General features: G+C 63.5%; 22 protein-coding genes and 1 pseudogene. 14 read left to right on the top strand and 9 right to left on the bottom strand.

Translation table 11 applies throughout. The features are described 5' to 3' along the window. Positions 1–91: 91 nt before the first annotated feature. The 3 genes from rplS (at position 92) to ACVJ19_RS12305 (ending at position 2,650) form a co-directional block, all read left to right on the top strand. Positions 92–472, top strand: coding sequence for a 50S ribosomal protein L19 (rplS, locus tag ACVJ19_RS12295; RefSeq protein WP_018643929.1), 381 nt, complete (start codon positions 92–94; stop codon positions 470–472). A gap of 470 nt (positions 473–942) precedes the next feature. After that, complete coding sequence (leuC, locus tag ACVJ19_RS12300) at positions 943–2,349, top strand: 3-isopropylmalate dehydratase large subunit (RefSeq protein ID WP_453948908.1); 1,407 nt, start codon at positions 943–945, stop codon at positions 2,347–2,349. Between the two features lie 91 nt (positions 2,350–2,440). Next, on the top strand, positions 2,441–2,650 hold the full coding sequence (locus ACVJ19_RS12305; protein ID WP_453948907.1) for a hypothetical protein: 210 nt from the start codon (positions 2,441–2,443) through the stop codon (positions 2,648–2,650). A 105-nt stretch (positions 2,651–2,755) separates the two neighbouring features. Here the strand turns inward: ACVJ19_RS12305 and ACVJ19_RS12310 are convergent, their stop codons facing one another. Next, positions 2,756–3,292: a hypothetical protein gene (locus ACVJ19_RS12310; protein ID WP_453948906.1), complete on the bottom strand. Its 537-nt coding sequence runs from the start codon at positions 3,290–3,292 to the stop codon at positions 2,756–2,758. 115 nt (positions 3,293–3,407) lie between these two features. On the opposite strand from ACVJ19_RS12310, the gene ACVJ19_RS12315 reads away from it, so the two are divergent. Together ACVJ19_RS12315 and ACVJ19_RS12320 are read left to right on the top strand one after the other, a co-directional pair. Further along, positions 3,408–3,608 (top strand): DUF1330 domain-containing protein, encoded by a 201-nt coding sequence (locus tag ACVJ19_RS12315; RefSeq protein ID WP_453948905.1) that lies wholly within the window; start codon positions 3,408–3,410, stop codon positions 3,606–3,608. Between the two features lie 13 nt (positions 3,609–3,621). Continuing rightward, positions 3,622–3,672, top strand: a pseudogene (locus tag ACVJ19_RS12320) (DUF1330 domain-containing protein); the annotation flags it as partial. Between the two features lie 400 nt (positions 3,673–4,072). On the opposite strand, the gene ACVJ19_RS12325 reads toward ACVJ19_RS12320, so the two are convergent. Then, complete coding sequence (locus ACVJ19_RS12325; RefSeq protein WP_453948904.1) at positions 4,073–4,360, bottom strand: hypothetical protein; 288 nt, start codon at positions 4,358–4,360, stop codon at positions 4,073–4,075. Positions 4,361–4,532: 172 nt separating this feature from the next. Here ACVJ19_RS12325 and ACVJ19_RS12330 point away from each other — a divergent pair, with 172 nt between their 5' ends. The 3 genes from ACVJ19_RS12330 to leuD all read left to right on the top strand — a co-directional run bounded on the left by ACVJ19_RS12330 (position 4,533) and on the right by leuD (position 6,307). Further along, on the top strand, positions 4,533–4,931 hold the full coding sequence (locus tag ACVJ19_RS12330) for a metallopeptidase family protein (protein ID WP_453948903.1): 399 nt from the start codon (positions 4,533–4,535) through the stop codon (positions 4,929–4,931). 56 nt (positions 4,932–4,987) lie between these two features. Beyond that, on the top strand, positions 4,988–5,566 hold the full coding sequence (locus ACVJ19_RS12335) for a hypothetical protein (RefSeq protein ID WP_453948902.1): 579 nt from the start codon (positions 4,988–4,990) through the stop codon (positions 5,564–5,566). Positions 5,567–5,701: 135 nt separating this feature from the next. Continuing rightward, the gene (gene leuD, locus ACVJ19_RS12340) at positions 5,702–6,307 is read left to right on the top strand and encodes a 3-isopropylmalate dehydratase small subunit (RefSeq protein WP_456739381.1); all 606 of its coding nucleotides are present in this window, start codon (positions 5,702–5,704) and stop codon (positions 6,305–6,307) included. A gap of 232 nt (positions 6,308–6,539) precedes the next feature. On the opposite strand, the gene ACVJ19_RS12345 is transcribed toward leuD, so the two are convergent. Next, positions 6,540–7,883 carry an IS1380-like element ISBdi2 family transposase gene (locus ACVJ19_RS12345; protein ID WP_208086440.1) on the bottom strand — a complete coding sequence of 448 codons (1,344 nt, stop codon included), beginning with the start codon at positions 7,881–7,883 and terminating at the stop codon, positions 6,540–6,542. A gap of 532 nt (positions 7,884–8,415) precedes the next feature. Between ACVJ19_RS12345 and ACVJ19_RS12350 the strand changes: the two genes are divergently transcribed. Both ACVJ19_RS12350 and ACVJ19_RS12355 read left to right on the top strand, forming a co-directional pair. After that, positions 8,416–9,201, top strand: coding sequence for a hypothetical protein (locus tag ACVJ19_RS12350; RefSeq protein ID WP_453948901.1), 786 nt, complete (start codon positions 8,416–8,418; stop codon positions 9,199–9,201). 234 nt (positions 9,202–9,435) lie between these two features. Further along, complete coding sequence (locus ACVJ19_RS12355; protein ID WP_453948900.1) at positions 9,436–9,855, top strand: hypothetical protein; 420 nt, start codon at positions 9,436–9,438, stop codon at positions 9,853–9,855. A gap of 9 nt (positions 9,856–9,864) precedes the next feature. On the opposite strand, the gene ACVJ19_RS12360 is transcribed toward ACVJ19_RS12355, so the two are convergent. Continuing rightward, a complete protein-coding gene (locus tag ACVJ19_RS12360; protein ID WP_453955102.1) occupies positions 9,865–10,638 on the bottom strand; it encodes an N-acyl homoserine lactonase family protein in 774 nt (257 codons plus the stop codon). Between the two features lie 132 nt (positions 10,639–10,770). Further along, the gene (locus ACVJ19_RS12365; protein ID WP_453948899.1) at positions 10,771–12,435 is read right to left on the bottom strand and encodes a caspase family protein; all 1,665 of its coding nucleotides are present in this window, start codon (positions 12,433–12,435) and stop codon (positions 10,771–10,773) included. Between the two features lie 280 nt (positions 12,436–12,715). Here ACVJ19_RS12365 and ACVJ19_RS12370 point away from each other — a divergent pair, with 280 nt between their 5' ends. Next, positions 12,716–13,564, top strand: coding sequence for a Crp/Fnr family transcriptional regulator (locus ACVJ19_RS12370; protein WP_453948898.1), 849 nt, complete (start codon positions 12,716–12,718; stop codon positions 13,562–13,564). Positions 13,565–13,568: 4 nt separating this feature from the next. Here the strand turns inward: ACVJ19_RS12370 and ACVJ19_RS12375 are convergent, their stop codons facing one another. Beyond that, complete coding sequence (locus ACVJ19_RS12375; RefSeq protein WP_453948897.1) at positions 13,569–14,450, bottom strand: HpcH/HpaI aldolase/citrate lyase family protein; 882 nt, start codon at positions 14,448–14,450, stop codon at positions 13,569–13,571. Positions 14,451–14,561: 111 nt separating this feature from the next. Here ACVJ19_RS12375 and ACVJ19_RS12380 point away from each other — a divergent pair, with 111 nt between their 5' ends. Then, positions 14,562–15,206 carry a carbonic anhydrase gene (locus ACVJ19_RS12380; protein ID WP_453948896.1) on the top strand — a complete coding sequence of 215 codons (645 nt, stop codon included), beginning with the start codon at positions 14,562–14,564 and terminating at the stop codon, positions 15,204–15,206. Positions 15,207–15,438: 232 nt separating this feature from the next. On the opposite strand, the gene ACVJ19_RS12385 is transcribed toward ACVJ19_RS12380, so the two are convergent. Further along, positions 15,439–16,473: an aspartate-semialdehyde dehydrogenase gene (locus ACVJ19_RS12385; RefSeq protein ID WP_453948895.1), complete on the bottom strand. Its 1,035-nt coding sequence runs from the start codon at positions 16,471–16,473 to the stop codon at positions 15,439–15,441. Positions 16,474–16,589: 116 nt separating this feature from the next. Here ACVJ19_RS12385 and ACVJ19_RS12390 point away from each other — a divergent pair, with 116 nt between their 5' ends. Then, positions 16,590–17,372, top strand: a complete 783-nt coding sequence (locus ACVJ19_RS12390) for a hypothetical protein (protein WP_453948894.1) — start codon at positions 16,590–16,592, stop codon at positions 17,370–17,372. 156 nt (positions 17,373–17,528) lie between these two features. After that, positions 17,529–17,912: a hypothetical protein gene (locus tag ACVJ19_RS12395; protein WP_453948893.1), complete on the top strand. Its 384-nt coding sequence runs from the start codon at positions 17,529–17,531 to the stop codon at positions 17,910–17,912. Positions 17,913–18,099: 187 nt separating this feature from the next. Here ACVJ19_RS12395 and ACVJ19_RS12400 read toward each other — a convergent pair whose 3' ends face one another. Both ACVJ19_RS12400 and leuB read right to left on the bottom strand, forming a co-directional pair. Then, positions 18,100–18,735, bottom strand: coding sequence for a DapH/DapD/GlmU-related protein (locus ACVJ19_RS12400; protein WP_453948892.1), 636 nt, complete (start codon positions 18,733–18,735; stop codon positions 18,100–18,102). A 186-nt stretch (positions 18,736–18,921) separates the two neighbouring features. After that, on the bottom strand, positions 18,922–20,034 hold the full coding sequence (leuB, locus tag ACVJ19_RS12405; protein WP_453948891.1) for a 3-isopropylmalate dehydrogenase: 1,113 nt from the start codon (positions 20,032–20,034) through the stop codon (positions 18,922–18,924). Positions 20,035–20,068: the final 34 nt, after the last annotated feature.

The raw sequence follows: 20,068 nt of genomic DNA on the forward strand, positions 1-20,068 counted from the left end.
CTTATAGGAGCGGCCACATCCGCAATAGCTGGATAGACGAATTTCGCGCAGCCCCCGATCTGCGGCTGGGCGCGCCGATGGAGATTACCCCATGAACCTGATCCAACAGCTTGAAAAAGAGCAGTTCGAGAAGCTCTCCGCCACCAAGGAGATCCCGGAATTCGCCCCCGGCGACACCGTGATCGTCAACGTGAAGGTCGTCGAAGGCGACCGCACCCGCGTGCAGGCCTATGAGGGCGTCTGCATCGGCCGTTCCGGCGGTGGCCTCAACGAGAGCTTCACCGTCCGCAAGATCTCCTATGGCGAGGGCGTCGAGCGCGTGTTTCCGCTGCTCTCCCCGATGATCGACTCGATCAAGGTGGTGCGCCGCGGCAAGGTGCGTCGCGCCAAGCTCTATTACCTCCGCAACCTTCGCGGCAAGTCGGCCCGCATCGTCGAGAAGCAGGACCGTCAGGCCGCCGTCGGCGAGTAAGCTTCGCCACCAGGCAAGTTTTTCGAAAGCGCGGGGCTCGGCTCCGCGCTTTTTTGTTGCGTCAGTGCGGCGCGCCGCGGTGCCCGTTCCTCACCCTGAGGAGCGCGGAACGCGCGTCTCGAAGGGCGAGGCCACCGGCCGGGCCTTCATCCTTCGAGACGCGCGCTAGAAGCGCGCTCCTCAGGATGAGGGGCATGCATGGCGCGCGTTGGCCGGCATTTGAAACCACTCGCGCTTCCAATTCGGCCTGCTATATATTCTTGGAATGTTTCCAGATCTGACCAGCCTCGCCCCCGTCCAGCGCATCGTCATCGACGATCGCTCGCGGCTGCCTGGCCGGTTCTTCGGACGCTTCGCGACCTCGGCAACGTCAGAGCTTAGCCGCGCAGCCTAAAAGCTGCGCTGACGATTTGTTGCCCGCGCGGCCTGCCGCGCTATCCGCTGACACAACATTCCCGGAGCTCAAGCTCATGTCCAAGCCGACCACCCTGTACGACAAGATCTGGAACGACCATCTGGTGCACGAAGCCGACGACGGCACCTGCCTGCTCTATATCGACCGCCATCTGGTGCACGAAGTGACCTCGCCGCAGGCGTTCGAAGGCCTGCGCGCGACGGGCCGCAAGGTGCACGCGCCCGAGAAGACGCTCGCGGTCGTCGACCACAACGTGCCGACCACCGACCGCACCAAGCCGAATCCCGATCCTGAAAGCATCGAGCAGATCAAGGCGCTGGCCGAGAACGCCAAGGAATTCGGCATCGAATATTACAACGAGTTCGACAAGCGCCAGGGCATCGTCCACGTCATCGGCCCCGAGCAGGGCTTCACGCTGCCCGGCACCACCATCGTCTGCGGTGACAGCCACACCTCGACGCATGGCGCGTTCGGCGCTCTCGCGCACGGCATCGGCACGAGCGAGGTCGAGCACGTGCTGGCGACGCAAACGCTGATCCAGAAGAAGGCCAAGAACATGCGCGTCACCGTCGACGGCAAATTGCCTGACGGCGTGACGGGCAAGGACATCATCCTTGCCATCATCGGCGAGATCGGCACCGCGGGCGGCACCGGCTACGTGCTGGAATACGCGGGCGATGCGATCCGCGCGCTCTCGATGGAAGGCCGCATGACAGTCTGCAACATGTCGATCGAAGGCGGCGCCCGCGCCGGCCTGGTTGCGCCCGACCAGAAGGCCTACGACTTCCTGCGCGACCGGCCGAAGTCGCCGAAGGGCGCGGCCTGGGACGCGGCGATGCGTTACTGGGAGAAGCTGCGCTCCGACGAAGGCGCGCATTTCGACCACGAACTGCGCCTCGATGCGGCAAAACTGCCGCCGATCGTGACCTGGGGCACGAGCCCAGAGGACGTCATCTCGGTGACCGGCATCGTGCCTGATCCGGACAAGATCGCGGACGAGGCCAAGCGTCTCTCCAAGCACCGCGCCTTGAAGTACATGGGCCTGACCGCGGGCACGAAAATCACCGACATCAAGCTCGACCGCGTCTTCATCGGCTCCTGCACCAACGGCCGCATCGAGGACCTGCGCGCAGCAGCGAAGATTGCTGAAGGCAAGACCGTTTCGGCGAGCGTCAATGCCATGGTCGTGCCGGGCTCCGGCATCGTGAAGGAGCAGGCCGAGGCTGAAGGTCTCGACAAGATCTTCATCAAGGCCGGCTTCGAATGGCGCGAGCCGGGCTGCTCGATGTGCCTCGCGATGAACCCGGACAAGCTGAAGCCGGAAGAGCGCTGCGCCTCGACCTCGAACCGCAATTTCGAGGGCCGCCAGGGTTTTAAGGGCCGCACGCATCTGGTGTCGCCGGCAATGGCGGCTGCAGCCGCGATCGCAGGTCACTTCGTCGACGTCCGGGACTGGCGGTAAGCCGCTCCCTGCAATTGTAGCGATCGCGGCAAACCGCCGTTAATCGCTCGCAACGAGACTGCGTCCTCGCGACGGTTCGCGAGGACGCCCCATGGCCAACAAGCCCGAATATGTCGACCTGATCAGCGAGGCGACGCGCCAGCACCGGCGGCGCACAACGCCGCTTCGCATCGTCGCCAAGTCGGAGGTCGCGGAGACCTCGAAGCTGAGCCGCTGGCCACCGGCGATGTTTCGGCAATGGAAGGTCGAGACGCTGATGCGGTGGAAGTCGGCGTCGTGGAAGCTGAAGGATTGGCTTTAAGCCTGGCACGTCATTCCGGGGCGCCATAGGCGAAATCTCGAGATTCCGGGTTCGATGCTTCGCATCGCCCCGGAATGACGATGTCGATTTCGGGCGTAGCTCACATCACCAATAGCGGTACGGATAGTGCCAGCGATGCCAGCGGCAGATGCGGCGCGGGCCGTAATAGGTCCAGATGATCCGGCAACGGCGCGGATATTGGTAATAGGGATAGTAGCCGCCGTAATAATAGCGCCGGTGGAAGTGGCGATAGCCGAAATGGGGGCGATAGCCCCAGTGGCGGTGGTAGCCGCCGTAATGACGAAATCCGCCGTAACGAATGCCGCCACCGTGAAAGGCCGGCGCGGCGCGGAAGCCGCCGCCATGAAAGCCGCCGCCGCGGAAACCGCCGAAATGTCCTCCGCCACCGCGGAAGCCACCGCCGCCGTGAAAATGTCCGCCACCACCATGTCCACCGCCGCCATGCCGGACCTGCGTGACGAGGTCGTTGGCCGCAGCTTTCGTCGCGGGTGATGTCGCCGGATTGATCAAGGTGAGCGCTTCGGCGCGGCGCGCCGTCCCGGCCGTCAGCATCAGCGTCGCGGCAGCCGCAATCCCGAGCAAGCGCATCGGGCTTGCCCTGAGACCAAAACTCCTCAGCATGGAGTCCTCCCTGTATGTGGACAGCGGCTTTGTGGCGCAGCGTCTCGCGCCGCCGCTGTTCATTTGCACTCGCTCCCAAGATTAAGTTACGGACAGCGACGTGAATGCCTCATGAATGACGACGTTCTCGCCGGGGCGCGATGCCACAAGGACTTTGAAAATGACGGTCTACGCGATTTCGCAATTGAAGATGACCGACCGCGCGGCCTATGACCGCTATCAGGCGCGGTTCTTCGACGTGTTCAGGAAGTACAACGGGCGGCTGCTCGCCGCCGATGAACAGCCGCGCTGTGCTCGAAGGCGCATGGCCGCATGACAAGCTCGTCATGATGTCGTTTCCCGACGAGGCCGCGTTTCTCGCCTTCTCGAGCTCGCCCGAATACGAAGACATCTTGCGCGACCGCAAGGCGGGCGCGCAAGCAACGGTGCTGCTGGTCAAGGATTTGCGCCCGGCTAGCGGATCACCAGAACGGCCCGTAGCCGAACACGAAGGGTGCGGGCACGCCGTAGGGAAAGGGACGGTAGGTGACCGGCCGCGCGTAATAGCGTGGATCACGGCGCACGGCCGGCCGCACGACGTCAGGGGCTCGCGCGTGTCGCCGCACATCGAAAACCGCGATCCCCGCCGAGGCCTCAGGTATCGTCACCCTTGGCGCATCAGATCTTGGCGCAGCGGACGCGCGAGGCACGCTGGCAAGCGCGACGGCAACGGCGGCTAGTGCAATCCATCTCGCCATGACGATCCTCACGAGGCCACCGCGATGCTCCCCGACGCGGGCGTCAGCCTCGCCGCCAGTAGCAGCTCATACGCGGCACGATCACCGTGCCGCTCGGCCTGTATTCCTGCACATAGGTGGCGTTGCACTCGCGGACCGCGTCGGGGCCGGGATTGTAGCGGGGATAGACGCCATCAGGGGTGTAATAGGGCGTGACGCGCAGACGCGCCGGGGGCCGCCTGCGCGGTGGGGGGACGTCGTCGGGCGACGCCGCCTGGGCCAGCCGGATCTCGGGCCTGGCCGTCTGGGCATTGGCCTCTGCGCCGACAAAAAAAGTCAAAAACAACCCCATGCACAGTAGAACCGGTACTGCTGTTCCCGCCCGCATCACATCACCACCGACCTCTGCCAACCCCTTGATGCGCCGTACGCTCCCCGTTTTCGCGCGCGACGTCAACGCTCCTTCTTGGCCCCATCCTATAAAGCCGGATGCATTGCCACGGAACCCGCGTTAAGAGAGTCGCATGTGGACGGAATTGAAAGCGCCATCGCTGGCCGAAATGGAAGCGACGGCCCATGACATCTTCGAGCGCCTGCCCGCGGAGTTTCGAAAGCTCTGCGAGGGCGTGATTCTCCGCGTCGACGACTTCCCGACCGAGGAGGTCCTGGACGAGATGGAATGCGAGAGCGAGTTCGACCTGCTCGGCCTGTTCCAGGGCGTCGGACTGCCCCAGCAGAGTCTTGGCGACGTGGCGCGGCTGCCCAACATGGTCTGGCTCTACCGCCGGCCGATCCTGGATTACTGGGCCGAGCACGACGAAAGCCTCGGCCATATCGTCCGCCACGTCCTGATCCACGAGATCGGCCACCATTTCGGCCTCTCGGACGACGATATGGAGGCAATTGAGGCTAAGGCCCCCTAGGTTGACAGCCCATTTTGGGGAGCTAGTCTTTCTACTTTCAGTAGAATGGATTTCCCATGAGCAACCGTATCCAGTTTATTCAATGGATCGTTCCCCTCACCATCGGCGTTTTCGGCTTTCTTGGCTCGCTGTACGCAATTCTCGTGGAGCAGCGATCTGATTGGAGCCCGATCGCACTCGCAGTCATATCAACGGCACTCTCAGGAGCGGGAATCTTCAATACCGTGTCGTTCACAAAGGGCGGGATCATTATCAAAACGGCGCAAGCAAACCTCAGCGGGTTGAGCGCACTCGAAAAAACCGTGACACTCCAAGCGGATACGCTCCAGCAACTGTCTAAGCGGATCGAAGAGATCGCAGTCGTGACCGTCGAGCTTTCAAAACTGCCTCAGGCGTCCTTGGCGCTGACAGCGCAAGCCGAGGCGCTATCCGTCGAACCAAACGATCTGACCTCGGCGTTGCAAAGCCTAGGCGCAAGCGTCAATGACGTTGCCGCAGGTGTATCTGCGGCAAAGAAGACGATTGGGAGCCTCGTCGAGTATCTTGGCTGGTCGAACGACGAGCCGGTCGGGGAAACCGAAGCCACGTTGGCGAAGCTGCCTGCCGCGGCGCGAACACCGTCCGACACTCCCTAATGCGGCTGATCATGGGGCAATTTTGGAGGCTGCCGCATCGCCTCGCAGACGAGATCTGCCGAATTCGGCCTAGGATTCCTGCCCCGATCGCGATAAATAGCCGGTTCCCTGAACCACCTGCGGGAAAGCGCAACCATGGACAAGTTCACCACGCTGGAAGGCGTCGCGGCGCCGCTGAAGATCATCAATGTCGACACCGACATGATCATTCCGAAGCAGTACCTCAAGACCATCAAGCGCACCGGCCTTGGCAAGGGGCTCTTCTCCGAGCAGCGCTACAAGGACGACGGCAGCGAGAACCCGGATTTCGTCCTCAACCAGCCCGCCTATCGCAACGCGAAGGTGCTGGTCGCCGGTGACAATTTCGGCTGCGGCTCGAGCCGCGAGCATGCGCCCTGGGCACTGCTCGACTTCGGCATTCGCTGCGTGATCTCGACCTCGTTCGGCGACATCTTCTACAACAACTGCTTCAAGAACGGCATTCTGCCGATCCGCGTCAGCCAGGAAGACCTCGACAAGTTGTTCGACGACGCCGAGCGCGGCGCCAACGCGACGCTGACGATCGACCTGCCGAACCAGGAAATCCGCGGCCCCGACGGCGGCAAGGTCAAGTTCGAGATCGACCCGTTCCGCAAGCACTGCCTGATCAACGGCCTCGACGACATCGGTCTCACCATGGAGAAGAAGTCCTCGATCGACACCTATGAGGACAAGCTCAAGCACGAACGCGCCTGGGCCTGATCGCATATTTCTTTGAGCATGATCTTTCCGGAAAACCGCTGCACACTTTTCCGGATCATGCTCTAGCCCGTCCTATTCGTGAGAGTGCGGCTTTTGGGCCCGATTGATGCGGCCGCACATCTTGTCTGACGAGGCGCACAGGATTGCCTTCGGCTTTTCGCCGCCTGACGACCGGTACTTTGCAACGCGCTTGAGGGATGGGTTGGGCGAACGGGGGCGGACGCCCCGCCGGTCAAGGACCGAGCGGCAGCAGCGCGCCGGGCAAGCCGCAGATCAGGTCGGCTTCGGGACATGCCGCGGCAAACGCAAGGCGAATGCGGCTCGTGGTCTCGACGACACGGGCGGCGATTTTCAAGAGCCGAAGACGCAGCGTCGCGAACTCGGCAGCGGCCAATTCCCGGGCTTTGGGAATGGCGTCGCGCACGGTCAGCATCAGCCAATAAGCGGCCGTATGGAGCACGAGACGGACCTGGTTGGCGAGCGCCGAACGGCAGCTGGTGCGATCGGAGGCGAGCTGCGTCTTATGCAGCTTGATCAGATTCTCGGCTTGGCCGCGCGCGCAATACAGGCTGTCGTAGATCCACTCGGCCGAGCCGACATCGAGGCTGGTGACGACGAAGCGGATGTCGAGGCCGAGCATCGTCGCCTCAATACGGGCGACAGTGCGCCGTTCGCGATCCCAGGACTTTGCCTTGTGGCGCGTCTCGGTATAGCCACGCAGAACCGGCAGGTTCTCGATGGCGCGTCGCGTGCGGATGTCGTCGGCGACCTCGTCGACTTTTCTGGCGAGAGGCTTGGTGCCGGACAGACCGAAGATGTAGTCGATGCCGTTGGTCTCGCACCACGCCATTGCCTCCGGCCGGGCATAGTGCCCGTCGCCACGGAACGTAATTTGCGTGTTGTGCCATCGCGTCCGGATATGCCGTACCAGGCGGCGCAGATGGGCACGCACCTCGACGCCGCCCGGCGTCTTGCCGGGCCGCAGCACGACGGCCACGGGCCGGCTCTTCTCCGTGTCGTAGACGTGGATCGGCAGGAAGCAGCGTTCGTCATAATGAGCGTTGAACAGCGAGAGCTGCTGATGGCCGTGGACGACGTCGCAGGTATCATCGATGTCGAGCGTGACGGATGCCGGCTCGCGCGGGTAGCTATCCATCCATGCGTCGACCAAAGTGTAGGTCAGCCGGATCACGTCGCGCAGGCGCGGAGCATTCTCCAGCCGCGACAGCGTCGGCTGGGAACACAAATCCCGGCCCGTGTCCGGTAGGCGACCGCAGGCCAGCTTGAATGCCGGATCGGACCTCAGATGATCGAGGTCGTCGGCGTCCTCGTAGCCGCAGCAGATCGCGAACATGCGAGCGCGGAACATATCGACCAGGCTGTGCACGACCCGCGTCGGATCGCGCCGATCCGGGAACACCCGGGCCAGATTGTTGGCCAAACCGAGACGCCGCTCGGCCATCGCCAGAAGCATCACGCCCCCGTTCGAGGTTAGGCGCCCACCATCGAAGGCAGCTGTGACTTTCTTGGCGTGAACGGCTGGAAACGAGAAGGGCGGAATCGTATCGTCGGTCATGGCGGGCGTGGCGTTCGCGGTTGGAGGTGATGGGGTTGGCTTCGCAACCGAATCCTACGCCGCATCAGCGCTTTACCCCTCAGGCGCACTCTTACGAATAAGACGGGTTAAGTTGAAGAAAGATTGAGTGACTCCCGATCATTTCTGTGCCGAAACGTGGAGTCGCGGTCGTGCCGCGTCCAAAGAAACCGGCGCGAGCGGCCTATTAGACGCGGTAGGTGCTCAGCCTCCGAAACGAGACTATCAAGCATGAAGAGATCGAGCGCGAGGCAGAGGTTTTATTTGTGTTGAATTCTTGCTTCTCGATAGTGGTCTGAAATCGTATCATCGGTCATGGCGGGCGTGGCGTTCGCGGTTGAAGGTGATGGGGTGGCTTCGCAACCGAATCCTACGCCGCATCAGCGCTTTACACCACGCTCGCCAGCCTCTCAGGCGCCCTCTCGCGAATAAGACGGGCTAGTTTTCGTTCGAGCCCCGGCGTCCACGGCGCCGGGGCTTTTTCTTTGCCCTGCTAATCCCGTATAGCTTTGGCATGCTGCCCGAGATCGTCACCTTCTGGCATGGCCCGATGGACGCGCTGCGCCAGACCTGTCTGCGCTCGCAGCTCGCTGCCGGCCACAAGGTCACGGTCTACAGCTTCGACACCATTCCCGGCCTGCCGGCGGGCGTCGAGAATGCCGAAGCCGAGGCGATCCTGCCGCATGCGTTCTCCGAACGGTTGCGGCCGCCGCAGCCAGACGGAAGCTGGCGCGACTGGACCACGCTGCAGTTCAGCGACTTCTTCCGCATGAAGCTGATGGCGAAGAATCTCGGCCTCTGGCTCGACGCCGACGTGCTGCTGCTGAGGCCGGTCGAGATCGATCCGGCAAAACCCTACTTCGCCTGGGAGCGGCCGCGCCAACTCGGCAATTCCGTGATCTATCTGCCGGCGGAGCACGGCATCGTGCGCGCGTTCGAGGAGCTGATGGAGCAGGAGGAGCTGACGCCGAACTGGCTGTCGCTGCGCCATCGCATCACCTTCATGATGCGCCGCCTGCGGGGCGGCTCGAACCGGCTCTCGGATATTCGCGTCGCGATCTACGGGCCCGCGGCGCTCACCGCGCTCGCGCGCCGCACCGGTGAATTGCAGAACGCCCTGCCGAAGCAGTCGTTCTACGCCGTGCATGCCGAGCCGAAATTGTTCTTCGACCCCTCGAGCTATCTCGGCCTCGTCACCAACCCCGAGATCGTCGGCCTGCACATCTCGCCAAAAGGCCGCGGCGGCGAGAAGCCGATTCCGGGCAGCCTGTATGCATGGGCGGCGGAAAGATTTAGCTAGCTGCTGCGCAGGAAGTGCGCTCCCTCTCCCGCTTGCGGGAGAGGGTTGGGGAGAGGGTGTCTCCACAGTAAGACTCCCCCCAGAGGAGAGAGCCCTCACCCGCGCCTTCGGCGCGACCTCTCCCGCAAGCGGGAGAGGTTGAGCAGCCCGGTTTTAAATTTGATCCAGCGCAACGCGCTCCTGCACCATTGTGCCTAGTCTGGCTCCAATTCCACGATCCCAACGGAGCCTCGCATGAGCACCGCAAGCAGGCCTTATCCCATCGTTCAGGACCTCATCGAGTCCTTCGCGAACTGGCTGAAGCATCGCCGCGAGATGAACGAGATGCGGCAGCTCGATCGCGCCGATTTCGACCGGATCGCGAGCGATCTCCGGATCGCGCCTGACGATCTCGAAGAGCTGGTTCGCCACGGCAAGCATGCCGCCGACGAGCTGCCAAAGATGCTCGCGCAGCTTGGTATCAGTGCCGAAGGGCTCGGCCGCGCACAGCCGCTGCTGCTGCGCGACATGGAGCGGGTCTGCTCGCTCTGCAATCACAAGGGAGAGTGCGACCGCGATCTCACTGAGGGCACCGCCGCGGAGAACTATCACGGCTATTGCGGCAACGCCGCGACGCTGGAGTCGCTCGACCGCGCCGGCCTCGCGCCGCGGTGACGCGCGTCTTCACGCGATCCAATCCGGCGCGTGAGGTAGCTCGACGCTCTCTGCAGTATCGTGATTGATCCAGATTTCGGCGTTCTCGGCGCGAAGCAGCTCGACCACCTTGGCCATGGATGCGACCGTTGCCTGCTGATCGGCATTGAATGAGGGCACGCGCATGTGCCGGAGGTTCTCCCGATTGTGCGCGACGTCGCCGCTCAGCAGCACGGCGCCGCGCCGCGGCAGCCTCACCATCAGCGAGCAATGACCGAGCGTATGGCCGGGCGTGAAGATCATGCGCACCGCGCCGTCGCCAAATATGTCGTGGTCACCATCGACGATCTCGTAAGGCCGTTCCTTCAAGGCCTCGTAGTGCTGAAGCGAATAGCCGAATTCTTCAGGTTCCGGTCCGAACATGGCCTCGAATTCAGCCCGCTGAGCGATCCATCTTGCATTTTCGAACAGATCGACATTTCCGATATGATCGAAATGCGCATGGGAAAGGAGGATCGTGCGGATATCGCGGGGCCGCACCCCGATTTCATCCAATTGGTCCGCGATGGGATGGCGCACGATGCCGCGTATGCCATGCGCGATGATGCGCCCTTCCGGATGCTTCGCCAGCTGATCCTCTATGCCCGTGTCCCAGATCAGCCACTCGCCGCGATGACGGATGAGATAGGCATTGCAGCTCAATGTCATGGGGACGCCGACATTGATGCCCGGAGAATAGATCGAACCGTCTTCGACCTCCGCAATGCCTCCGTCGAGGATGTAGATCCTGTCAATCGTCGTCATTGGGAACTCTTCAAGCCGCCGATTCAATACGCCGCTTCGCTTCGCGCATGTCGCGTCCCGGCGGCACGAAAAACAGCCGACAATATTGCCGTGTGAATTGTGTGACGCTTTCGTAGCCGACCAGATGCGCTGCTAAATCGCGCCAGTTCGCGCGCAAGCCTCGCGCCGGGCAAATCCCTTCACGAGCTTCTTGCAGGCCCGATAGCGCTCTTCCATGCTCGCTCCGCCGACGCCCCCCGAAGCGTGCTCGGCGGTACTTTCCTTTTTGACGGCAGGCTGCGAGGTCTTTTCGCGCTTGGTTGAAGGCTCGACATCCTCCGGCACCGGCACAAGCTGCCAGACCGGGCGAAGCTCCAGGCTCGCCGTCTCGGATGGCTTCTCCTTCCTGAAGGAAGAGAGGGCCAGAACGTTCTTCTCCATTCTGACAGAAACAGGCGTCCCGGAGATCGAGAATTTGTTGTCCGTAATGTACTCAGCGAACGATCGATAGCCGGCCTCGTCTTTGACCCACGATGCCTTTGTCGGCGGTCCCCAGAGATAGTACCCCTTGGCCAATCCCGAGGCGGACACCTCGGTAACGATCAGCATGGCGTAGCGTCCCTTGCCATTCGTCCACCCACGCTTGTTGGACCACACGCCAACAAATCTGGAATCGGATTTGGGCTGGACGTCCCGACTGGACGAGATCGTGAAGCTCGGCAGCTTGAGCTGCTGAGCGGCCGCGATGGCAGCAACTTTCTGGTTATCCTCGGGCGCAAAAACATTTCGGACGACGGCTTTCGTATCTGGCCCCTGGCGCCCGCTCGCATCCGATGCCGGAGAGGCGGTGAGGGACGGCAGGGCCGCCAATTCGCTGGCCTTGAGATCCTTGATCCGCTGGCGAGCCTCTGCAGCATGGCCGCTGCGCGGATATCTTGCCAGAAAATCCTCAAACAGGCCTGCCACGGTCGACGTCTGGATCGCCAGCCAAAACTTCTCGTCCTCCGCAGGAGCCGCAGCCGCCGGCGGTGATGCGGCTGGCGACTGAGCGCTCGCGGCAGGCGCCTTCAGGTAAATCTCCTCCTTCGACAGGGAGCCATACACGAAGGGTTGCTGTTCGCGCCTGGTCGCCGCCATCACGTCGTCGCGGACCCGGCGAAACAGAAACGATATCTCGAGGCCCGGTGTTTCGATGTGACGAAGCAGCGACGCGGTAAAAGGGCTGTTCCGGCCATCGCCGTCGCTCGCCGTGGTCCCGTCGCGGGCGGCGTACGCAATCAGAACGTTGTCGGACGGTTCGGTCGGCGCCAGTCCGCGAGCCACGGCCCTCGTGCTGATCGACCGCTTCATCTTCGCGGCGAAGGGATTGTTGCGGCAGGCGTCGAGGATGACGAGGCCCAGTTTCCGTGCCTTCGAAACCTGAAGGCTCACCGAACGCAGGCTGATGGCCTCGCTCTCGATGTCGGTGTCGCTGCGCAGCTCTGCGCTGATCGGAATCAACCAGTTCTCGCCGCCGACTTCCATGCCGTGCCCGGCGTAAAACACGACAGCGAGGTCGGCCCCCTCGGCGGACCGGCCGAACTCGACGACGGCCTTCCTCATCTCTTGCGCGGTCACGTTCTTGACCTGGGTGACCTTGAAATCCAGCCGCTCCAGCGCGCGGCCAATATCGGCCGCATCGCGGGTCGGGTTCGGCAACTCGGGCACCTTTTCGTAGGCGCCATTGCCGATAACAAGAGCAACCCGAGACTGCGCAAGGACCGGCTGAGTGAACAAAAGCGACGTGACGAGAAGGACGGCTGCCCCAAAAAACCGCATCAATGGATTGCCCGGATCTAATGATCTAATAACGGCTTTGAGGGTAGCACCCCCGTTCACCACCGCAACGGGATAGCCTCGACTATCTGCCGGACCGCTGGTGGCGGCGGACAGCAGAGCTCCCACCTTGTGCGCATCGCCGGGCGGCAACGGGCGTTAATAGTATGACTGTTTGCGCGGCGAGGATGCCGGCAAGGTCACCGCAATTATCCGTGCTTGATCTCGACTATTGGCTCTGTTTGGATCATTGCCGTTCGGGGATTTCGTATTTCGGATAATCATGGCAAATGAAATCGATGGAGGCCGTCTTGCATTGGGGGCTCGTCCACAAGAGGGCACCGTGACTGCCCACCGCAAGGGCATCGGGAATCGGCTATTGGCGGCGCTGCCGCCGGCGGACCTCGGTTTGCTCACCCCCCACTTCCAGAAGGTCTCGTTCGAACCCGATGCCGTCCTGGTGCGATCGGGCGATGAGCTCGACCCGGTCTATTTTCCCCATAGCGGCGCCATCGCCTTCATGCTCGATATGCCGGACGGGCAAACGGTCGCGACGACCTTGATGGGACGGGAAGGCGCTTTGGCCTCGTTCTCCGTGCTCGGCCCGTCGCCTTCATCCGTGACCGCGATTGCCCGCATAGCCGGCACGGCATCGCTGATTTCCGCCGCCAGATTTCGCGCTGCCCATGCGCAAAGTGCAGCCATCAGGAATGTCGTGCAGGTCCACGCCCGCGCCGTGCTGTTGCAACTCCAGCACGTCGCCGCCTGCAACGCACTGCACCGGGTGGATGGCCGCATGGCGCGGTGGCTCCTGCAGCTTCACGATCGCGTTCCCGAGGACCTGCTTCCAGTGACGCACGAGACGCTGGCGCAATTGGTTGGGGTGCGGCGGCCGACAGTGACTCTGACGATGAACAAGCTACGTGAGGCCGGCGCCGTCCCGGCCGAGCGGCGCGGGTTTGTCGAAATCCATCGGGCGCGGCTCGAGAGGATCGCATGCGATTGCTATGGGCTCATGCAGCGCAAGATCGATCGGATGTATTGCCAGGAATTGGCGCCGCCGCAGCCTGCCAATAGAGAGCAAGGCCTGGAATCCAGGCGCGGAAAAGCAGATATCGCGTTTTCGAGTTGACGCCTCAGCCCTTCCCCATCGCCGCGATCGCGTCCGCGATCTCGATCGTACGCCGCGCCATGTCGGCGTGCAGGCGCTCCACCATCGCGCCATCGAGCCGGATCGCACCGCGCGAGACGTTTTCCGGGAGCTCGAACGCCGCGATGATTTTTCGCGCGCGCGCGACTTCCTCCTCGGGCGGGGTGAAGATCGCGTTGCAGGCGTCGATCTGCGAGGGATGGATCAGCGTCTTGCCGTCGAAGCCGAGGTCGCGGCCCTGCGCGCATTCGGTGGCGAAGCCGTCGGAATTGGCGATGTCGCTGTAGGGGCCGTCGAGGATCTCGAGGCCGTGCGCGCGCGTCGCGAGGATGCAATGGGTGATCATCGGGATCATCGCCGCGCGTCCCGGCAGCATCCGGATGCGCGTCTCGCGCGAAATGTCGTTCGGGCCGAACACGAAGCCTGACAGGCGGCTCGATGGATCGCGGCCGGCGGCGGCCAGCTCCTCGGCATGAAGCACCGCGCGCGCCGTCTCGATCATGGCCCAGACCCTGACGGTGGGCGCGGCACCGAGCTCGGCGAGGCGGCGGCCGATGGCGTCGAGATCTTCGATGCTTGAAACTTTTGGAACCAGGATGCCGTCCGGCGAGGCCTTGGCGGCCATCGCGACGTCATCGGCCCACCAGGGCGTGTCGAGGCCGTTGGTCCGGATCAGGACCTCGCGCTTGCCGAACCCCTTGGCCGCGATCGCGGCGGCGATGCCGTCGCGGGCCACCGCCTTGGCCTCGGGGGCGACGGAGTCTTCCAGATCGAGGATCAGGCCATCGGCGGCCAGATTCCGCGCCTTTTCCAGCGCGCGGGGGTTGGAGCCGGGCATGAACAGATGGCTGCGGCGCGGGCGGGTCATGCGATCGTTCCTTCCGGTTTCCTCGTCTGTCTTCTGACCGAAGCCGATAGCACTTGGCCTGCTCATTCGAAAGGCTTGTTCGCTCCCGGGCTCTATGGTTAGGCATAGGCCATGACGACATTCCCAGAGCATTTGCTGGAAGGCTACAAGGCCTTCGCCACCCAGCGGCTGCCGACCGAGCAGACCCGCTACCGCGACCTGTCGGTGAAGGGGCAGTCGCCGGAAGTGATGGTGATCGGCTGCTGCGACAGCCGCGTCTCACCCGAGGTGATCTTCGATGTCGGCCCGGGCGAATTGTTCGTCGTGCGCAACATCGCCAACCTCGTGCCGGTGTATCAGCCCGACGGCAACGCCCACGGCGTCTCGGCGGCGCTGGAATATGCCGTGACGGTGCTGAAGGTGAAGCACATCGTGGTGCTCGGCCACGCGCAATGCGGCGGCATCCGCGCCTTCGTCGACAAGATCGAGCCGCTGACGCCGGGCGACTTCATCGGCAAATGGATGCAGATGTTCATCAAGCCCGGTGAAGTGGTCGAGCAGCGCGACCACGAGAGCATGGCGCAGTTCGTCGAGCGCATCGAGAAGGCCGCGGTGTTCCGCAGCCTGGAAAACCTGATGACCTTCCCGTTCGTGCGCAAGGCGGTGGATGCCGGCCAGATGCAGACCCACGGCGCCTATTTCGGCGTCGCGGAGGGATCGCTGTTCGTGCTTGACAAGGTCGCGAAGGAATTTCGGAACGCGCGCGGCGTGGCTTGAGCGGTTTCGTATACTGCCGCATCAAATGAGATCGTCGTCCCGGACAAGCGCAAGCGCAGATCCGGGACCCATAACCCCAGGCTTACGTTGTCGCGCAAGCTGACAACCACGAGTCTTCGCCAAACCACTTTCTGTGGCTATCGCGACGAGCGCAAGCGCTCGCGCGGAGGTCCCGGATCTGCGCGCGCTTTTGGCGCGCTTGTCCGGGACGACGAGAGGCGTGGGCGAAGGCTTACGCCGCCTTCTTCTTCGCGGTGATCAGCTTGCGGTTGATCAGGACTTCCGCGATCTGGATCGCGTTGAGCGCTGCGCCCTTGCGCAGGTTGTCGGACACGCACCACAGGACGAGCCCGTTCTCCACCGTCGCGTCCTCGCGGATGCGGCTGATATAGGTGGCGTCCTCGCCGGCCGCTTCATAAGGCGTGGCGTAGCCGCCGGGCTCCTGCTTGTCGATGACGAGGCAGCCGGGCGCCTTGCGCAGGATATCGCGGGCTTCGTCGGCGGTGATCGGATTCTCGAACTCGATGTTGACCGCCTCGGAGTGGCCGACGAACACCGGCACGCGCACGCAGGTCGCGGAGAGCTTGATCTTGGGATCAAGGATCTTCTTGGTCTCCGCCATCATCTTCCACTCTTCCTTGGTGTAGCCGTCCTCCATGAAGACGTCGATGTGGGGGATGACGTTGAAGGCGATGCGCTTGGGGAATTTCTTCGCGATCAGCTCGTCATTGGTGTAGACGGCCTTGGTCTGCGAGAACAGCTCGTCCATCCCGTCCTTGCCGGCGCCCGACACCGATTGATAGGTCGAGACCACGACGCGCTTGATCGTCGCCTTGTCGTGCAGCGGCTTCAGCGCGACGACGAGCTGCGCGGTCGAGCAGTTCGGGTTGGCGATGATGTTCTTCTTCTTGAAGCCTTCGGTCGCGGCCGCGTTCACCTCGGGCACGATCAGCGGCACGTCCGGGTCCATGCGCCAGGCCGAGGAATTGTCGATCACGACCGCGCCGGCGGCGCCGATCTTCGGCGACCATTCCTTCGACACCTCGCCGCCCGCCGACATCAGGCAGATGTCGACATCGGAGAAATCATAGTGCTCGAGCGCCTTGCACTTCAGGGTGCGATCGCCATAGGAGACCTCGACGCCGACGCTGCGGCGCGACGCCAGGGCCACGACCTCGTCCGCGGGGAATTTGCGCTCGTCGAGGATGTTGAGCATTTCCCGTCCGACATTGCCGGTCGCGCCGACGACTGCGACTTTGTAACCCATCGTTCACTCTCCGATGAAAAAGCCCGTTCCTGAAGCTGACGCTTAAACAGGAAGAGCAGCGCTTCTATGCGAGAACCGGCCTCAAGACAACGTCGGACCATGCCCGAAGGCCGTGGATGCAGTCGCCTGAGGCCAGGACGGCCGAAACTCCCACCCAGATCCATCTGGCGCTTGCAGCCTTCGCCGACGAGGTCGTCGGCACGCTGGCGCGCCTGTTCGCCTATGTGGGGGCGCTGGTCCTGTTTGCCATCCTGGGCCTCGCCGGCCTCGGCCAGCTGCCTGACCTGCGCGACGATGAGCCCGCCTCGAAGCCGGGCTGGAGCCTGGCCGACCGCTCGCATCCGGCCTTCGCTCTCAGCCGGCTCGATTCATCCGACAAAACAGCATCTTACGCCATCCTTCGGCATCCCGAAGGCGGCCGCAAGGACGTGATGCGCTGGGCGAGCGAGGCGGACAAGCCGCTGGCCCAGCTCGAGATCTACCGGGAGGGCGGCGAATTTGACGTGACGCGCCCGGCAGCAGCCGACCTCGCCGTCCAGATGGGGCTGGGTGCGGACACCCCGCTCGAGCAGGCCGGCCTGATCGACACCAAATTCGGCCCGGTCGCCCTGTTCCGGCCGACCGGCACGGCGAAAGGCGCCTGCCTCGGCTACCTCAAGCGCAGCGAGGAGCCGGCGCTGCAGATCTCCGGCTTCTCCTGCCAGGGCGATACGCTGCCGGCCCGGCGCGCGGCGATCGCCTGCACGCTGAACCGGCTGACGCTGCTCACCTCCGGCAACGAACCGAAGCTGGCGGAATTGTTCGCCCGTGCCGAACTCAAGCGCAGGGGGTGCGATACCCAGGGTTCGCCGGACTGGCTGCTCGGCGCCGCGAACGCGCAATTGCGCGGAGCGCTTTGACCGGCATCAAGCTCAAGTGGCTGGTTTGCATGCAACTTTTGCCAGCGCGCCCGATTATTCCGGCGTGGTGTGACCCAATAGACCTAGTTGCGGCCACCCCGGCCGGGCTATTATGGGGCGAAATCGACTGGCGGCGTGCCGCCTGAAGGGGACGTGATGAGCTCGAATTTTTCTGCCGCAAACAAACTGGCGACCTGGCTTGCGGCGGGCGCCGTGGTTGCGATGGCCTTCGCGACGCCGGCCTCGGCCGACACCAAGACGAAGCGCTATGACGAGCGCGGCCGCCCCTATTACGGCCCGAGCGGCCCCAACGCGGTCTATCAGCAGGGCCGCACCCGCATCTATGTGAGCAAGCGCTCCTGGCTGGACGGCGGCACCGAGGTCAATCCGGGTGATCGCAAGTTCATGGATTACGCCTTCCCGCCGGAGATCGGCTATCCGACCTTCGCACGCGAGAACAACAACCGGCCGATCGATCGCCAGCCGCTGAGCACGCCGGCCGACGTCGGCGGCTATCCTCGGAATTTCCCGCTGTACTGAGCGGACATATCCTCCGAATCAAAATGGCCGGGCTCACCCCCGGCCATTTTTGTTTTGGGAGGTGCCGTAGGGTGGGCAAAGGCGCGAAGCGCCGTGCCCACGATCTCTCTCGATCACGAAAAATGCGTGGGCACGCTTCGCTTTGCCCACCCTACGATTCCTGTTGCTTGGGTGAGATGTGCGCGCCTCACGCGTTCGCAGCCGGATCATACCGCCGGCAAAACTCCTCGATCGCCTCGGAGCGGAAATCGCCGAGACGCTCGAAGATGAGCACATCCGGCCAATCCCACCAGGCGATGCGGCGCAGACTTGCCGAGACGGCACCAGGAAAGCGCTCGCGGATCGGGCGCGCGGGAACGCCGCCGACGATGGTGTAGGGCTCGACATCGCGGCTGACGACAGCGCCCGCGGCGATCACTGCGCCGTCGCCGACGTTCACGCCCGGCAGCAGGATCGCCGCGTGACCGATCCAGACATCATTGCCGACGATGACGCGATCGCCGCGGCGCTCGGCGAAGAAGTCGCGGTCACGCGTCGCGCCCGCCTCGTAATATTCGGGGCAATAGGTGAAGCGATGCTGGGACGCACGGCCCATCGGATGGTTGGGCGCGCCGATCCTCACCGAATTGGCGATGGCGGTGAACTTGCCGATTGTCGCATCGGCTACGTCGCAGTTCTCGCCGAGATAGGAGTAGTCGCCGAGCATGGCATATTCGATGCGGGTGTTGGCGAGCACCTCGCAGCGGCGCCCGATTTGTGCCTCGCGCAGGCGCACCGTTTCATGGATGATGGTTTCCGCGATCTTGGGGCGGGGCGTGTCCATGAGGCGGCTCCGGAGCAGGTGCCGTAGGGTGGGCAAAGGCGCTCTTGCGCCGTGCCCACCATCTTTCGGCAATCGCGATAGAGGTGGTGGCCTCGTCATTCCGGGGCGGCTCGAAGAGCCGAACACGGAATCTCGAGATTCCGGGTCTGGTCCTTCGGACCATCCCGGAATGACAGCACGTGCCGCTTACGCGTGCAGCTTCTGCAGTTCCTTCAGGATCGCTTCGCCCATCTGCGTGGTGGAAGCGGCCGTGGTGCCTTCCGACTTGATGTCGGCGGTGCGCAGGCCGCTGGCCAGCACCGCGGCGATCGCGGCGTCGACCTTGTCGGCGAGATCGCCCATGTCGAAGGAGTAGCGCAGCGCCATGCCGAAGGACGAGATCATCGCGATCGGGTTGGCGAGGCCCTTGCCGGCGATATCGGGCGCCGAGCCGTGCACGGGCTCGTACAGCGCCTTGCGCTTCTTGCTCTTGACGTCGACCTCGCCGAGCGAGGCCGAGGGCAGCATGCCGAGCGAGCCCGTGAGCATCGCCGCGATGTCGGACAGCATGTCGCCGAACAGATTGTCGGTGACGATGACGTCGAACTGCTTCGGCCACTTCACCAGCATCATGCCGCCGGAATCGGCGAGCTGATGCTCGAGCGTGACATCGGGATATTCGCGCTTGTGGACCGCCGTCATGACCTCGTTCCAGAGCACGCCCGACTTCATGACGTTGCGCTTCTCCATCGACGTCACCTTGTTCTTGCGCTTTTTGGCAAGCTCGAAGGCGACGCGGCCGATGCGCTCGATCTCATAGGTGTCGTAGACCTGGGTATCGACAGCGCGCTTCTGGCCGTTGCCGAGATCGGTGATGGTCTTGGGCTCGCCGAAATAGACGCCGCCGGTGAGTTCGCGCACGATGACGATGTCGAGGCCCTCGACCGCCTCGCGCTTCAGGCTCGAGGCATCCGCCAGCGCCGGGTAGCACACCGCGGGACGGAGATTGGCGAACAAAGCGAGATCCTTGCGCAGGCGCAGGAGGCCGGCTTCCGGGCGCACCTCGTAGGGAACGGCATCCCACTTCGGGCCGCCGACCGCGCCGAAGATGATGGCGTCGGCGGCAAGCGCCTTGGCCATGTCGCCCTCGGAGATCGACACCTTGTGGGCGTCATAGGCGGAGCCGCCGACGAGGCCGGTGTCGGTCTCGAATTTGGCGATCCCGGCCGAATTCAGCCAGTCGATCAGCCGCTTCACCTCGCCCATCACCTCCGGGCCGATACCGTCGCCAGGGAGCAGCAGCAATTTGTGGGTCGCCATGGTCGTTTCCTCTGAGATCGAATTCGGCCGGAGT

It is taken from the genome of Bradyrhizobium sp. USDA 376, from assembly GCF_054063675.1.

Excerpts from the sequence above, each read along its gene's own strand:
- rplS (WP_018643929.1), top strand. The coding sequence starts at position 92 with ATGAACCTGATCCAACAGCTTGAAAAAGAGCAGTTCGAGAAGCTCTCC.
- leuC (WP_453948908.1), top strand. The coding sequence starts at position 943 with ATGTCCAAGCCGACCACCCTGTACGACAAGATCTGGAACGACCATCTG.
- ACVJ19_RS12305 (WP_453948907.1), top strand. The coding sequence starts at position 2,441 with ATGGCCAACAAGCCCGAATATGTCGACCTGATCAGCGAGGCGACGCGC.
- ACVJ19_RS12310 (WP_453948906.1), bottom strand. The coding sequence starts at position 3,292 with ATGCTGAGGAGTTTTGGTCTCAGGGCAAGCCCGATGCGCTTGCTCGGG.
- ACVJ19_RS12315 (WP_453948905.1), top strand. The coding sequence starts at position 3,408 with ATGACGACGTTCTCGCCGGGGCGCGATGCCACAAGGACTTTGAAAATG.
- ACVJ19_RS12325 (WP_453948904.1), bottom strand. The coding sequence starts at position 4,360 with ATGGGGTTGTTTTTGACTTTTTTTGTCGGCGCAGAGGCCAATGCCCAG.
- ACVJ19_RS12330 (WP_453948903.1), top strand. The coding sequence starts at position 4,533 with ATGTGGACGGAATTGAAAGCGCCATCGCTGGCCGAAATGGAAGCGACG.
- ACVJ19_RS12335 (WP_453948902.1), top strand. The coding sequence starts at position 4,988 with ATGAGCAACCGTATCCAGTTTATTCAATGGATCGTTCCCCTCACCATC.
- leuD (WP_456739381.1), top strand. The coding sequence starts at position 5,702 with ATGGACAAGTTCACCACGCTGGAAGGCGTCGCGGCGCCGCTGAAGATC.
- ACVJ19_RS12345 (WP_208086440.1), bottom strand. The coding sequence starts at position 7,883 with ATGACCGACGATACGATTCCGCCCTTCTCGTTTCCAGCCGTTCACGCC.
- ACVJ19_RS12350 (WP_453948901.1), top strand. The coding sequence starts at position 8,416 with ATGCTGCCCGAGATCGTCACCTTCTGGCATGGCCCGATGGACGCGCTG.
- ACVJ19_RS12355 (WP_453948900.1), top strand. The coding sequence starts at position 9,436 with ATGAGCACCGCAAGCAGGCCTTATCCCATCGTTCAGGACCTCATCGAG.
- ACVJ19_RS12360 (WP_453955102.1), bottom strand. The coding sequence starts at position 10,638 with ATGACGACGATTGACAGGATCTACATCCTCGACGGAGGCATTGCGGAG.
- ACVJ19_RS12365 (WP_453948899.1), bottom strand. The coding sequence starts at position 12,435 with ATGCGGTTTTTTGGGGCAGCCGTCCTTCTCGTCACGTCGCTTTTGTTC.
- ACVJ19_RS12370 (WP_453948898.1), top strand. The coding sequence starts at position 12,716 with ATGGCAAATGAAATCGATGGAGGCCGTCTTGCATTGGGGGCTCGTCCA.
- ACVJ19_RS12375 (WP_453948897.1), bottom strand. The coding sequence starts at position 14,450 with ATGACCCGCCCGCGCCGCAGCCATCTGTTCATGCCCGGCTCCAACCCC.
- ACVJ19_RS12380 (WP_453948896.1), top strand. The coding sequence starts at position 14,562 with ATGACGACATTCCCAGAGCATTTGCTGGAAGGCTACAAGGCCTTCGCC.
- ACVJ19_RS12385 (WP_453948895.1), bottom strand. The coding sequence starts at position 16,473 with ATGGGTTACAAAGTCGCAGTCGTCGGCGCGACCGGCAATGTCGGACGG.
- ACVJ19_RS12390 (WP_453948894.1), top strand. The coding sequence starts at position 16,590 with ATGCAGTCGCCTGAGGCCAGGACGGCCGAAACTCCCACCCAGATCCAT.
- ACVJ19_RS12395 (WP_453948893.1), top strand. The coding sequence starts at position 17,529 with ATGAGCTCGAATTTTTCTGCCGCAAACAAACTGGCGACCTGGCTTGCG.
- ACVJ19_RS12400 (WP_453948892.1), bottom strand. The coding sequence starts at position 18,735 with ATGGACACGCCCCGCCCCAAGATCGCGGAAACCATCATCCATGAAACG.
- leuB (WP_453948891.1), bottom strand. The coding sequence starts at position 20,034 with ATGGCGACCCACAAATTGCTGCTGCTCCCTGGCGACGGTATCGGCCCG.